Origin of the sequence: Microbacterium sp. SMR1, assembly GCF_003289625.1 — a bacterium.
Classification (GTDB): domain Bacteria; phylum Actinomycetota; class Actinomycetes; order Actinomycetales; family Microbacteriaceae; genus Microbacterium; species Microbacterium plantarum.
This window is the reverse complement of record NZ_QMBN01000001.1, coordinates 62,224-75,323: the sequence shown is the minus strand read 5'-3', so window position 1 is coordinate 75,323 and position 13,100 is coordinate 62,224. Positions and strand designations below refer to the sequence as shown.

General features: G+C 70.8%; 10 protein-coding genes. 3 read left to right on the top strand and 7 right to left on the bottom strand.

Annotated features, from left to right (window positions below; all coding sequences use genetic code 11):
* Window positions 1-9: 9 nt before the first annotated feature.
* The 3 genes from DO944_RS00375 to DO944_RS00365 form a co-directional block, all read right to left on the bottom strand.
* Complete coding sequence (locus DO944_RS00375) at window positions 10-1,752, bottom strand: ABC1 kinase family protein (RefSeq protein ID WP_396652000.1); 1,743 nt, start codon at window positions 1,750-1,752, stop codon at window positions 10-12.
* A 5-nt stretch (window positions 1,753-1,757) separates the two neighbouring features.
* The gene (locus DO944_RS00370) at window positions 1,758-2,342 is read right to left on the bottom strand and encodes a PadR family transcriptional regulator (RefSeq protein WP_112613635.1); all 585 of its coding nucleotides are present in this window, start codon (window positions 2,340-2,342) and stop codon (window positions 1,758-1,760) included.
* A gap of 89 nt (window positions 2,343-2,431) precedes the next feature.
* The gene (locus DO944_RS00365) at window positions 2,432-2,800 is read right to left on the bottom strand and encodes a helix-turn-helix domain-containing protein (RefSeq protein WP_112613633.1); all 369 of its coding nucleotides are present in this window, start codon (window positions 2,798-2,800) and stop codon (window positions 2,432-2,434) included.
* Between the two features lie 96 nt (window positions 2,801-2,896).
* Here DO944_RS00365 and DO944_RS00360 point away from each other — a divergent pair, with 96 nt between their 5' ends.
* The gene (locus DO944_RS00360; protein WP_112613631.1) at window positions 2,897-3,754 is read left to right on the top strand and encodes an SDR family oxidoreductase; all 858 of its coding nucleotides are present in this window, start codon (window positions 2,897-2,899) and stop codon (window positions 3,752-3,754) included.
* 57 nt (window positions 3,755-3,811) lie between these two features.
* Here the strand turns inward: DO944_RS00360 and DO944_RS00355 are convergent, their stop codons facing one another.
* Window positions 3,812-4,591, bottom strand: a complete 780-nt coding sequence (locus DO944_RS00355; RefSeq protein ID WP_112613629.1) for an isocitrate lyase/phosphoenolpyruvate mutase family protein — start codon at window positions 4,589-4,591, stop codon at window positions 3,812-3,814.
* A gap of 78 nt (window positions 4,592-4,669) precedes the next feature.
* Window positions 4,670-4,792, bottom strand: coding sequence for a type B 50S ribosomal protein L36 (ykgO, locus tag DO944_RS00350; protein ID WP_023951906.1), 123 nt, complete (start codon window positions 4,790-4,792; stop codon window positions 4,670-4,672).
* 82 nt (window positions 4,793-4,874) lie between these two features.
* On the opposite strand from ykgO, the gene DO944_RS00345 reads away from it, so the two are divergent.
* Complete coding sequence (locus tag DO944_RS00345) at window positions 4,875-5,804, top strand: GTP-binding protein (protein ID WP_112613627.1); 930 nt, start codon at window positions 4,875-4,877, stop codon at window positions 5,802-5,804.
* Window positions 5,805-5,819: 15 nt separating this feature from the next.
* Here the strand turns inward: DO944_RS00345 and DO944_RS00340 are convergent, their stop codons facing one another.
* On the bottom strand, window positions 5,820-10,373 hold the full coding sequence (locus DO944_RS00340; RefSeq protein WP_112613625.1) for a lamin tail domain-containing protein: 4,554 nt from the start codon (window positions 10,371-10,373) through the stop codon (window positions 5,820-5,822).
* Window positions 10,374-10,548: 175 nt separating this feature from the next.
* Here DO944_RS00340 and chrA point away from each other — a divergent pair, with 175 nt between their 5' ends.
* Entirely contained in the window at window positions 10,549-11,751 is a 1,203-nt protein-coding gene (gene chrA / locus DO944_RS00335) for a chromate efflux transporter (protein WP_258524523.1), read from the top strand.
* Here the strand turns inward: chrA and DO944_RS00330 are convergent.
* Window positions 11,741-13,018, bottom strand: coding sequence for an MFS transporter (locus tag DO944_RS00330; protein WP_112613621.1), 1,278 nt, complete (start codon window positions 13,016-13,018; stop codon window positions 11,741-11,743). The two genes, chrA and DO944_RS00330, sit on opposite strands and share 11 nt — an antisense overlap.
* Window positions 13,019-13,100: the final 82 nt, after the last annotated feature.

The following is a 13,100-nucleotide window of genomic DNA, read 5'->3' as shown; positions in this document are numbered from 1 at the left end:
ACCGAGCCGTCAGTCGCGGCGGCCGAACACGCCCGCCATCAGGACGTGCAGCAACGGCAGCGCCGACAGCCCCATGAGCACCGTTCCGAGGGTCTCGTCGTCGGGGCGCAGGAGCACTCCCCCGACCAGCAGTCCCGCGAAGAGGATCCCCGAGACCGCGCGTCGTCCCAGTCGTTCCAGGCGCGACATGCGCCGTTCGAGCCTGCCGCTGTCGAACCCGAGGTTCCCGTCCTCGAGATGCGTGATGAGCCCGTCGAGCCGCTGCGGCAGGCGCATCGTGACGTCGGCGAGGCCCATGGCACGCCGCACCATGTCGCGCATGAGATCTCCGCGTTCCTCGCGGAGCAGCCGAGCCGCGTACGGCTCCACCGCGTCCCAGAGGTTGAAAGCGGGGTCGATCGAGGTGCACACACCCGACGTGAGCGAGGCGGCCCGGATGACGAGCAGGAAGTTCTCCGGCAGCTGGAAGGGCAACGCGCGGGCGAGCTCGCCGAACTCCCCCGCGAAGTCGCGGAACTCGCGCGGATCGACCTCCTTCAGCTCCGCGAAGCCCATGCCGCCGAAGCGTGCGAACAGCTGCGTCATGGCGCGCTCGAGCTCGCGGACGTCGGCCGAGGGCAGCAACGCGCCCACCTCCGACATCCCGGCAACGAGCCCGCGGCCGTCGCGAGCCGCGGCCGCGACGAGCACCGTGCGCAGCGCCTCCCGCGTCGAGGGCGATATCTCGCCCATCATCCCGAAGTCGATGAACGTCAGCAGCCAGTCGGGCCGGTCGTCGCGGCGCTGGTCGGGCGGCACCGGCGTGACGAAGACGTTCCCCGGGTGCGGGTCGGCGTGGAAGAACCCGAACCCGAAGAACTGGTCGAACATCACGGAGGCGAACACACTCGCCGCCTCGTGAGGATCGATGCCCGCGGCCCGGAGACCGTCGACATCGGTGACCTTGATCGCGGTGACGTCGGCGAGCGTCAGGACCCGCGACGTCGAGCGCTCCCAGGCGATCTCGGGAACGGCGACCCGGGGGTTGTCGGCGAACTTCTCCCGAAAGCGTTCGGCATTGGCCGCCTCGTGCCGGTAGTCGATCTCCTCGAGGCTCGTGACGGCGAACTCCTCGACGAGCGCGGGCATGTCCGCGCGGCGCGAGACGAGGCGGATGCGGCGGAGCCATCGGGCGATACGTCGCAGCGCAGCCAGGTCGACGTCGACGATCGTCTGGATGCCGGGGCGCTGCACCTTCACGATGACGTCGGTGAACCCCGCGTCGGCGGCCTGCTCCGGCGTCAGCCGGGCGCGGTGCGCCTGACCGAGGGATGCCGCGGCCACCGGCTGTTCGTCGAACGACGCGTAGGCGTCGCGCAGCGGCATCCCCAGCTCCGCCTCCGCGGCCGCGCGGATTCGGTCGAAGGGCACCGGCGGCACCTCGTCCTGCAGGCCGGCGAGCTCGGTCGTGATCTCCGGAGGCAGGACGTCGAGCCGGGACGACATGAACTGCCCGACCTTGATCATGAGCCCGCCGAGCTCGACCGCGAGCGCATGGAAACGACGGGCCAGTCGGCGCAGTCGCGCGGTCCGCCCCCGTTCGGCGAGGCGCTCGAGGCCGAAGCGGGGCAGGACGATCTCGAACCACCACGTCTGCACGAGTGCGCGCGCGGCGAACCGCAGGATGCGGCGGTAGCGAGAACGCGCGCGCGCATCACCCGGCACCGAGGGGATGCCGGGTGATGCGACGCGATGCGGGTCGGCCGAGGCCACCCGCGTCAGGCCTGCGCGAGCAGGGCGTACAGCTTGCGACGCGCGTCGTCGAGGATCTCGACGGCCTGCTGGACCTGCTCGGGCGATCCGCTGCGGCCGACCTGGGCGGCGGCCTGCGCGAGCTCGACGCCTGCCTTGGGCAGTGCCGTCACGCGGCTGTGGTCGCGGCTCGTGCCCTCCCACGGCGCCGACTTCTCGCCCGCCTCGCCCGCCGCTGCGCGGCCGGCCTCGGTGAGGGAGTAAGTCTTGCGTCCGTTGGACTCCTGGGCGCTGACGAGGCCCTCGTCGGCGAGCAGCTGGAGGGTCGGGTACACCGAGCCGGCGCTGGGCTTCCAGGACCCGCCGCTGCGCTCCTCGATCTCGTGGATGATCTGGTAGCCGTGCATGGGCTGCTCGGCGAGGAGGGCGAGCACGGCGGCACGGACGTCGCCGCGTCCGACCCGGGTGTTCACCTTCTGCTCGAAGGTCGACTTCAACTGGTCGAACGCTTCGAACACGTTGTTTCCGAGATCGGAGACGTTGAATCCGCCGCGACCTCCGAAGATGTTGTCACGGCCGCCGAAACCGCCGGTGGGGAATGTTCCGCTCATGCTGACCTCCCGGTCGTCGATACGTTAGCGATACCTGACGATATATCGTTACCGCCACGGACGACAGGGTTCGCATGGAATACCCAGCCTCACTCGCCGCGGTCGACGATCTCGTCCGCGTGGGCCGCGATCCACTCCATGAGAGGCATCATCCGCTCCATCAGCTCGTCGCCACGTTCGGTCAGAGAGTACTCGACGCGGGGTGGGACCTCGGGGTACGCGGCGCGGTTGACGATGCCGTCGGATTCGAGCGTTCGCAGCGTCGAGGCGAGCATCTTCTCGCTGATGCCCGTGACCGAGCGACGCAGCTCACCCCATCGGGCGGTGCCGTCGGTCAGAGCCATCAGGACGAGCACACCCCATTTGCTCATGACGTGGTCGAGTACGACTCGCGTCGGGCAGTTCTCCGTGAACACCTGATCGGATGTCGCCCGGATCTGCGCGAAACTCACTGCCATGTAGGTAGCTTACCGAAAGGTGGGTACCCGTCGTCTGGAATGTTTGCCCGCCCCGGAACGGTTGACCCGAGCATCACCCGATCGAAAGGATCACCGATGACCATCCTCATCACCGGAGCGAGCGGACAGCTCGGCCGCCTCGTCGTCGACGCCCTGCTCGCCCGCGGCGCCGCCCCTGACACCCTCGTCGCGGGAGCGCGCGACGTCGCGAAGATCGCCGATCTGGCGGACCGCGGGGTGCGCACCGCCCGCGTCGACTACGACGACCCGGCTTCGCTGCGCGAAGCGCTCGCGAACGTCGACAGCGTCCTGCTGATCTCGGCGTCCGAGCCGGGCAGGCGCTTCGCGGGCCACAAGAACGTCATCGACGCGGCCGCCGCGGCAGGCGTCTCTAAGCTCGTCTACACCAGCGCCCCGAAGGCGACGACCTTCGAGTGGGCCCTCGGCGCCGAGCACAAGGCGACCGAGGAGGCCATCGCGGCCAGCGGCGTTCCTGCCGTCGTGGTGCGCAACAACTGGTACATCGAGAACTACGTGCCCGACGTCCAGCGCGCCGCCGAGAGCGGTGTCATCGCGGCATCCGTCGGCGACGGCCGGATCGCGCCGGCCTCGCGCGCAGACTTCGCCGAGGGCGCGGCCGTCGTCCTCCTCGAGGACGGCTACCTCGGCGAAACGTACGAGTTCGCCGGAGACACCCGTATCGGGTACGACGCGATCGCCGCCGCGGCCTCCGAGGTGCTCGGTCGCGACGTGACGTACGCCCGCGTCTCGACGGACGACCATGTCGCCGCCCTCGAGAGCGCCGGACTCGACGCCGGCACCGCGCAGTTCGTCGCCGGGATCGACACCGGCATCCGTGACGGCGTTCTCGACGTGGACGATCACACCCTCTCGCGCCTCATCGGGCGACCGACGACCTCGTTCGCCGACGGGCTCCGCGCCGCGCTGGCCTGAGCCGCGGCATGCCGGCGCGCACCGACCTCGGGGCGGTGCGCGCCGGCTCTGCGGGCCTCAGTTCAAGGGACGCGTGGAGGGCGGGATGACCCCGTTGGCGTACAGCTGCTGGGCCACATCCTGCAGCGCCGTCAGAGCGACCCGCTGCGTCGTCGGGCCGTAGGAGATGCGGGCGACGCCGAGATCCTCGTACTCCGCCGCGGTTAACGCACCGGGAAGCCCGATGACGCTGAGCTTGCGCTCACCCAGCCCCTCCACGAGGCGCCCGGTGATGTCGGCGTCGAGGATCCCCGGGACGAACACCAGGTCGGCGCCGGCATCGAGATACGCGCGACCGCGCTCGATCGCGTCGGCGATCGACTCCTCGGTCGACCGGTCGCCCGCGCGCACGAAGGCGTCGGTGCGGGCATTGAGGGCGAACCGGACGCCCTCGGCCTCCCCCGCCCGGACGATGGCCTCGACCGCGCGGACCGAGTCCGCCAGCGGCTTCAGGCGGTCTTCGACGTTCGCGCCCACGATGCCCACGCCGATGGCCCGGCGCGTCGTCTCACCGGGGTCGCCGAAGCCCGCGTCGAGGTCGGCCGACACCGGGACGTCGCCCGCCACCGCGACGACGCGGCCCACCATGTCGAGCACGATCTCGAGCGGGATGTCGGTGCCGTCCTCGTATCCGAAGGATGCCGCGATCGAGTGACCGGCCGTAGCGATCGCACGGGTCTCCGGCAGAGCCAGGATGGCCTCGGCCGACACGACGTCCCACACGTTCACCACCCGCAGGATCTCGGGGGCGGCATGGAGGGCGGACAGGGTCTGGGCTCGCTCAGCGGGAGTGCTCATGTCGCTCACGCTAATCGTGCGGCGCGGCCGGAGGGCATATGTTGCGCGGATCGACGGCACGTGTCATCGGGCCGCGCCTCAGCCCTGGCGCCCCTTGAAGCGCGGATTGAGCTTGTTGATGACGTACACGCGGCCACGGCGGCGCACGACCTGCGCGCCGGGCTGATTCTTCAGCGACTTGATGGATGCGCGAACCTTCACGATGACCTCCTATTGAGAACTGTTATCAACAACAAGGTACGGTGGAGGATCGATCGCCACAACTCGAGCCGGAGAGAACACCGTGACCACTCACCTCGCCGTCACCGGCGTCTGCAGCGCCGAACGCCGTCGTTACGCCCGTCTGTGCGTCATCGCCGGGCGCCACCGCTCCCTCCGCGTCGTCGATCTCGCCAGCGACGCCGACCCCGCTCACGTCCACGCCACCGTGCACGGCATGCCGTCGCTCTGCGTGCTCGATGCCCGCCATGCGATCGACGACCTGCGCGACGAGGCGCCGCTGCGTCGGGCCGTCCCGCACGGAGACGGGCGAGCCGACGTCGGCGCACGCGCGCGGTTGGCGGCGCAGCTGATCGAGGCGGCGAGCGCCGTCGTGATCGTCAACTGGGAGCGGATGCCGACGGCCGACCTGTCGATCCTCATGGCGCTCGCGTCGCACCTGGCACCGACCGCCCGCATCCGGCTCAGCCGCGGCGTCGTCGACGACCTCTCCGCGCTCGGTTTCGGCACCACCCTCCCCCAGCGGGACGCGGGCGACCGCGCCGGATGGACGCGTGCCCTCAACGGCGAGCACGATCCGTTCCTCACCGATCGGCGCGTCGCCACGATGCGCTACGAGCAGTTGCGCCCGTTCCACCCCGGCAGGCTCATGCTGGCTCTCGATCTGCTCGATTCCGGCTCGTGCGGACTTGTTGTGCGATCGGTCGGGGTCTGCCGCCTCGCGACGCGAGCCGCCATCCCCGCCCGGTGGGAGCAGGCGGGTTCGGCCATGTGGATCGATCCGATCGAGACCGGTCACGGGCTGGACGACGTCGGCCAGGACATCGCCCTGACGGGCATCGACCTCAACACCGCCGCTGTGCGGCACGTCCTGGATGCCGCCGTGCTCGACGACGCCGAGCTGTCGGCGGGCCCGATGGCCTGGCGACGGCTGCCCGACCCCCTGCCCGAATGGAACGTGGCGGTCGGGTCCGAGGACCCGACCGCCGACTGAGCCGCTGGGTGCGGTTCAGACCCGTCCGCGACGATGCGCGCGCCGGCGGATCGCCGTGAGGAGCGCACCGCCCACCAGGAGCGCGAGAGCGATCCCGGTCACAGTGGCGGTCGTCGAGGCTTCCCCGCCGGTCGCAGCGAGATCGCGACGTGAGCCGGTCCCGTCACCCGCGCCCGCCGCCTCGGGGTCGGCCGCGCCGGTGCCGCCGGACGGACCCTCACCCGCGCCACCGCCGGTGTCGCCGCCGCCCGTGCCGCCGCCCGCGCCCGGGTCCGACCCTCCGCCCGAGCCGTCGCCGGGGTTCTCGGGCTCGGCCGCGGCGATGACCGTGAACAGCGACACCCGCGAGTCGTCGACGGCGCCGAACGGATCGCTCGTGCGGACGTACCACCCCCGCTCGCCCTCCTCCGCGAGCGGCCATGCGGCCGAGAGGATCGAGCCGCTCGCGACGTCCGAGAACGTCGCGATCTCGGTGCCCCCGAGAACCTCCGCCGAGAAAGCGTCGGTGCCGAGCGTTCGCGAGCCGGGCTCGATGCGCAGCTGGTCGTACGTGAGCGCGAACTCCTGCTGCGAGTAGTCGCCCGCCCCCGCCGGGCCGAGCAGGCTCGGCTCGTCGGAGTTGTACACGTCGAGCGAGGGCGAGTAGGTGCGCACGAGCATCTGCCGGCCCTCGTTGTCGAAGTGCAGGAGACGGAGGAACCCGAGGCCGCCCTCCGGGAGGCCCTGATAGTCGAACAGCATCGAGTACACCGTGCGGTCGTCGACGCCGTCACCGTCGTCGTCGAATCCGTCCTCGCGCAGGAATGCGTCGTGGTAGTGACCCGAGAAGACCATGCGGACGTTCGGGTTGGTCGCGACGACCTCGTCCATCACCCGCTGCGGGATCGCCCCGAGCCCGCCCGTGGTGAGGATGAACTCGTGCTGCGCGATGATCGCGACGCGGTCGGGGTACTGCGCGAGCACCTCGTTCATCCAGGCGATCGAGGCGTCACCGGGAAGCCACCCGGTGTAGAGCATCAGGAAGTCGATGCCGCCCGCCGAGATGAGGTCGTAGTGACCACGGTTGTCCTCGAAGCTGCCGCCGTACCAGGGGTTGCCGTCATAGCGGTCCGCGCCGAAGTACGCACCGTAGTTCGAGTAGTCCTCGAGGTGGTGGCCCACATCATGGTTGCCGGCCAGCACGCCGTACGGCAGCCCGGCCTCGTCGAGGCGTCGGTACTCGGGGTCGGCCCGCTCCCACTGCTCCATCACGTCGTAGTCGTCGATGATGTCGCCGGTGTGGAAGAGGTACTGCAGGTTCAGCTCGTCGCGCCGATCGAGCAGGTACGAGTGGATCGCCTGCTGGTGGCGGTAGGGCTCACCCGGCATGGTGTTCTCGTTGTAGTACTGCGTGTCGGACTCCCAGGCCAGAGTGAAGTCGTAGTCGCTGCGCGGCACATCGGCGACATTGTGCGGCGTGACCGGAGTCGTCCGGTCGGAGCGGTCCGCGCCGGCGAAGCCCTCCGAGTGCTGCACGAGCATCCGCACCACTCGGCCCGCGCCGTCCGACGCGGCGAAAGCGTACTCGTCGACCGCGACGACGGCGTCGAGCGAGAACGACTCGTCATCGGCCGCGCTCACGTGGCGATCGACCTCGTCCCAACCCGACCCGTCGGCCCGCTGGACGTAGAGGATGACCGTCGCCCCCGCGTCGGCGTGACCCGACCAGGTCGAGCGGACGTCGGAGCCGGCGTCGGCATCGGCGACCGCGACGTCGAACGACTGGTACGGGAACGCCCGGTCGCTCGTGATCTCCTCCGAGACGCCGTCGACGGCGGCGAGGGTGCGCAGCTCGTCGGCCGTCAGCTGCTCGGCCTCGGCGCGGTCGACCGCCCGAGCGTCCTGCACGGTGCCGGACTGCGCGCTGACGTCGCCGTCGGACAGATCGAGCCGGCGCCCCTCGAGGAAGCTCACATCGAGCACGTCACCCGTCGGGTCCTCGACCTTCGCCTGCAGGGTCACATCGCCCGCGGCGACCTCGGCCCCTTCGGCGGGCGCGAGGACACCGGCGCTCGGCTGCTCCTCATAGGTCGTGAAGGCGGCCGTCCACGTGTCGGTGTTCCCCACGTGGTCGGTCGCGGTGATCTCGACGCGGTGATCCCCGGCCGTGAGGTCGACCGATGACGTCTCGTAGGGCAGCGCGATCTCGACGCCGTCGAGCCGGGCGACGGTGCTCGCGACGCCCGATCCCGCGTCGGCGACCTCGGCGTCGATGACGATCGGCCCCTGATAGGCGGTGCCGTCGACGATCTGCGAGGTGACGACGGGAGCGGTGTTGTCGACCGTCACCGTCCGCGAGAGGGTCGTCTCGCCGTCGGTGGCCGCCACGACGGCGGTGCCGTCGGCGCGGGCGGTCGTGTCCCACGAGGCCGAGAGAGCGGCGAACGCGTCGTCGGGCAGCGCGAAGCGCGCCTCGTAGTAGTCGAGCTTGCCGGTGGCCGCTCCCGTGTCGGTGACACTGTCTCCCATCCGCAGGACGGCAGCAGGATCGTCGTACCCGATGGGCGTGAGCGTCCGCCCGTCGGGCAGGACCAGGCGCAGACCTCGGATCTCGAAGTCGTCGTTGTTCTCGGCGAGGTCGATCTCGGGCGCCTTCTTGGTACCGGCCCACACGCTCACGACGAGCTCGTCACCGCGGACGACGTACTCGACCGGCACCGGGGTCACGATGGTCTCCCACCCCTGCGTGCCGATCTCGAAGATGTTGAGGACGTCGTCGCCGATGCGCACGCCGTTCTTGAAGTAGTAGTTGACGTTCGTCGTGTCGAAGACGAAGCGCGGCTGGTCCTCCAGGGTGGGAGTGGTCTCCACGGCCGCGCCGTCGATCGTCAGCTCGATCGGGCTCGGGTACGCGTCGCCCGCGGCGACGATCTCGGTCGTTCCCGATACGAACCGGCCGTCCTCGAGATTGAGTCGGACCGGGTTGGTGTCGACCCCGGCCACCGGAACGCGACGGGTCGACGTCGAGGTGGAGTTCGTGCCGTCGCTCGCGGTGATCGTGTACTCGTACCAGCTCTTGCCGATGAGGTCGGCGGCGTTGACCACGAACGTCACCGAGCCGTCGCCGGCGTCGAGGAGGTTGATGCGCGCCGGAGCGGGGTCGACGTCGTTGGCGAGCTGCAGTGTCACGGTCCGCGCCAGGACGTCATCGGTCACGGTCGCGGTGATGGCGAAGTCGGTGCCCGGCTGGATCTCGGCGGCGGTGCCGTCGACGATCGTCGGCGCCTGCGTGTCGGGCGCAACGATCATGAGACCGCCGGGAACCTGGTCTGGCTGCACGGCACCCGGCGACGCCGGGGCGAGGTCGACGATCCGCTGCGTCGCGACATCCGCTCCGACGGTGTAACGGATCCCCTGGTCGGCGACGGTGTCATCGGCGCCGTCGAGGTTGTACAGCGCGGTGCTGACGTGACGGCCGCTGTTGGTCTCGATCGCGACGCCCCGAGGCGAGCCGTTCGCCATCCCGGCCGAAGAGATCTCGACGAGGCTCTCCCCCGCGACGAGCCGCGAGCCGAAGTGGTCGTTGAAGTCGGCGGCGGTCAGGGCGTCGTTGGCGCCGTTCTTGATCCACAGCACGAGCGTCTCGCCGGCCGGGATCACGACGTCACCGGGAACAGCCGGCCAGACGCTCGACGAGCCCTCGACGGGGTAGAGGTAATCGATCGTGTAGTCGGAGAAGTCGATCGGATCGCTCGAGGCGTTGTAGACCTCGATGAACTCGAAGGCGTCGGAGCCCGCGACGTTCGCCGAGTCCGGCAGCAGCTCGGTGATCTGCAGCGGCGCGGTGACGACGCTCGGGTCGGGCTTCGGGTCGAAACCGGGCTGTCCCCCGGGCTCCTCTCCCGCGGGCGGGGTGATGGCCTCGGGCGCCACGACGCCCGGGGTGGCCGGGGCCGGCTCGGCGAGGATGTCCGTGCCGCCGTCGACGCGCTCAGCGGGCAGGCGGAAGTGCGCCGATTGCCCGGCTGCCGTCGCGGTGCGCCCGTAGGTCGACCATCCGACGGTCTCGTCGTTCTGGAGGATGCGGATGCCGCGCGGCGCGCTGTTGGCCATGCCGGCCTGCCCCGTCACGCGTACGACGGGGGTGCCGGCGTCGGCGCCCCAGTGAGCGCGGAACTCGTCGATCGAGTGCGCGAAGGAATCCACGCTCCCCGCGGTGTAGCTCAGCCAGAAGACCACGGTCCCGCCGGCGGGGACCACGACCGGATCGGCCACGGTGAGCGGCACGTCGCGGGCACGGTCGGCACCGTCGACGTACGTGTAGGCGAACGAGAAGCCCGCCGCCGCCATATCGAGGTCGGTCGCGCCGCGGTTGTGGACCTCGAAGAACTCGTAGTCGTCGACCCCGACGTTGTCGGGGGCGATCTCGGTGACGATCAGCGCGCCGGATGCCGCGTCGGCCGCCGTCGGCACGAGAGCGGTGGGCGCTGCGAGCGCGGGCGCCGCGAGCGCGAGCGAGAGGGCTCCGGCGGCGAGCGTCGCCGTCGTCGCGATGGTCAGGAAACGGGCGCGTGGGCGCTCAGCGGGCATGACAAGCCACCTTCGGTGCAAGAGGGATGCCGCCGACCGTAGGGACCGCGCACGATCACGGAGTGAACGATCTCTCCCCGCGAGGTGTCCACCCGGTGACGCGCCACGTCATCTCGATGTGCTAATCGCGCGTGGCGTTCACCGGCTGTTCACGGATCGGTGGTGCGCTGGACGGGTGTCGAACCTCGCCGCCGTGTTCGCGGTGTTCCTGCGCCTCGGACTGACATCCTTCGGCGGCCCGATCGCGCACCTCGGCTACTTCCGCGACGAGTTCGTCGAGCGCCGGCGATGGATCGGCGACCGGACCTACGGCGAACTCGTGGCCCTGTGCCAGTTCCTGCCCGGGCCCGCCTCGAGTCAGGTGGGGTTCGCGATCGGCCTGCGCCGCGCGGGACTCGCGGGCGCGGTCGCGGCCTTCGCCGCATTCACCCTGCCCTCCGCCGCGCTCATGGTCTGGGCGGCGAGCGGAATCGGGGCCGTGACCGGCACCATCGCGACCGGAGTCGTCGACGGGCTCAAGGTGGTCGCGGTGGCCGTCGTCGCACACGCCGTCTGGGGCATGGCGAGAAGCCTCGCACCCGACCGACCGCGCGGGACGATCGCGATCACGGCAGCCGTCGGGGTCGCACTGGTGGGCGGGCCGTTCGCCCAGTTGGGGGCGATCGCCCTCGGCGCCCTCGCGGGGATCCTGTGGCTGGGCGAGGGGTCCCCCGACTCGGATGACGCCGCCGACGCGGACGCCCTTCCGAGCGCGAGCACCCGTATCGGGGTCGCCGCGCTCGTGATCCTGACCGGCCTCCTCGTCGCGAGCCCGATCGCGGCTCGGGTGACGGGAGACGGCTCGCTCGCACTGTTCGACGCCTTCCTGCGCTCGGGCGTGCTTGTGTTCGGCGGCGGCCACGTCGTGCTCCCCCTCCTCGAGAGCGCCGTCGTCGGCCCGGGCTGGGTGGATGCCGAGACGTTCCTGGCCGGCTATGGAGCGGCGCAGGCCCTGCCCGGTCCGCTGTTCGCCTTCTCGGCCTATCTCGGGGCACTCGCGAGCGTCGGCCCGGGTGGCGTGGCCGGGGCCATGATCGCGCTCGTCGCGATCTTCCTGCCCGGCTTCCTGCTGCTCCTGGGTGCGCTGCCGGTGTGGGCCGTCGTGCGGCGCTGGTCCCGGGCACGAGGCCTGGTCCGCGGAGCGAGCGCCGCGGTCGTCGGCATCCTCGGCGCCGCCCTCTACGACCCGGTGTTCACGACGTCGGTCACCCGCGTCGACCAGTTCGCGCTCGCCCTCGTCTGTTTCGGGCTGCTGACGCTCTGGCGCTGCCCGGCCTGGGTGGTCGTGATACTGGGCGCCGGCGTGGGGGCGACGACGGCAGCGCTGATCAACGGCTGACGAGCGACGGTGCGCAGTGGGCTCCACCCGATGTCCGGGCCTGTTCCTCCGCGCGTTCACGTCGCTCGATCACGACGTTGACGACCCCGAGCACGAGGACCAGGACCGCGGCGATCGTCGGCAGGAGCATCGCCAGCCGGACGTCACCCGCCTCCGCGATCGCGCCGGTCGCGGCTGACGCGAGCGCTTGCGCCAGCGTCAGCGCCGATCCGAGGAGCGTCATCGTGGTCGCCGACCGGCCGACGGGGCTGCGGTGTCCCGCGATGCTGAACAGCGTCACGAGCGTCGGTCCGACGCCGAGCCCCATCAGCAGCAGCATGACGATGACCGCGCCCAGCGAGTCGGAAGCGGCGTAGCCGCCCGCCGAGACGGCGAGCACGGCGGCGAAGACGAGCCAGCGGTGACGCAGGGCGAAGCGCGACGGCAGGAGCACCACCGCGAGGGCGAGGGCGGCCGAGCCGATTCCCATGAGGCCGTAGAGCAGCCCGGCCTCGACGTCGTCGCCGGCGGTCTGCGCGAACGCGGTGAGCGAGGTCAGCGTCGCTCCGAAGAAGAGTCCCACGCCGAAAGTGCCCGCGACCAGGACGAGGATGCGCCCGCGCAGCACCTGCGCGATCGGCGCCCGCTCCTCGCTCTCACCGGGGTCCAGCGCGGTCGCGGCGATCCGGCCACTGGGGTGGAGGGCGAATGCGGTGACGAAGACGAGGCTGAGAGCTGCGGCGATCGCGATCGGGGCCCAGGGCGCGATGGCGGCCGCGAGGATGCCGACGAGGAACGGGCCGATGACGAACGCCGTCTCGTCGGCCGCCGACTCGTACGACATGACGCGCGAGAGCGTGCGTGGCCGGTGCTCGGCGCCGAGGCGCGCCCGGATGATGCCCATCAGCCGGCTGCGCGACATGGCGGCTGCCTGCGGAGCGCTCAGGCCGATCGCGGCGGCGGCGGTCAGGATGAGCGAGTCGGGTGAGCCGGCGGTGACGACGATCGGGAACACCCCGAGCAGGATGCCGTTGAGGATGCCGAGCGGAACGAGCACCCGCCGCTGCCCGAACCGGTCGACGGCGTCGCCGATCACCGGGCCGGCGATGACGACGCCGATGCCGACGGCGGCCGACGTGAGCCCGCCGAGCCCGACCGACCCGGTCGCAGAGACGACGAGGGTGAGGACACCGACGACCATCATCGCGAAGGGAAGCCGGGCGATGAACGCGATCGGGAAGAACACCCAACCCGTGTGGTGGATCAGGGAACGATCATTCGACGTCATGCATGCCTCCGAGCAGTCAGCTCGTTCTCACGTGCCGCCTTGCTCCGTCAGCAGGTAGTTGCATCGCTTCGTCCGGGCCGGC

Bases quoted from the DNA above. Each gene is read 5' to 3' on its own strand.
- DO944_RS00370 (WP_112613635.1), bottom strand. From the start codon at position 2,342: ATGAGCGGAACATTCCCCACCGGCGGTTTCGGCGGCCGTGACAACATC.
- DO944_RS00365 (WP_112613633.1), bottom strand. From the start codon at position 2,800: ATGGCAGTGAGTTTCGCGCAGATCCGGGCGACATCCGATCAGGTGTTC.
- DO944_RS00360 (WP_112613631.1), top strand. From the start codon at position 2,897: ATGACCATCCTCATCACCGGAGCGAGCGGACAGCTCGGCCGCCTCGTC.
- DO944_RS00355 (WP_112613629.1), bottom strand. From the start codon at position 4,591: ATGAGCACTCCCGCTGAGCGAGCCCAGACCCTGTCCGCCCTCCATGCC.
- DO944_RS00340 (WP_112613625.1), bottom strand. From the start codon at position 10,373: ATGCCCGCTGAGCGCCCACGCGCCCGTTTCCTGACCATCGCGACGACG.
- DO944_RS00330 (WP_112613621.1), bottom strand. From the start codon at position 13,018: ATGACGTCGAATGATCGTTCCCTGATCCACCACACGGGTTGGGTGTTC.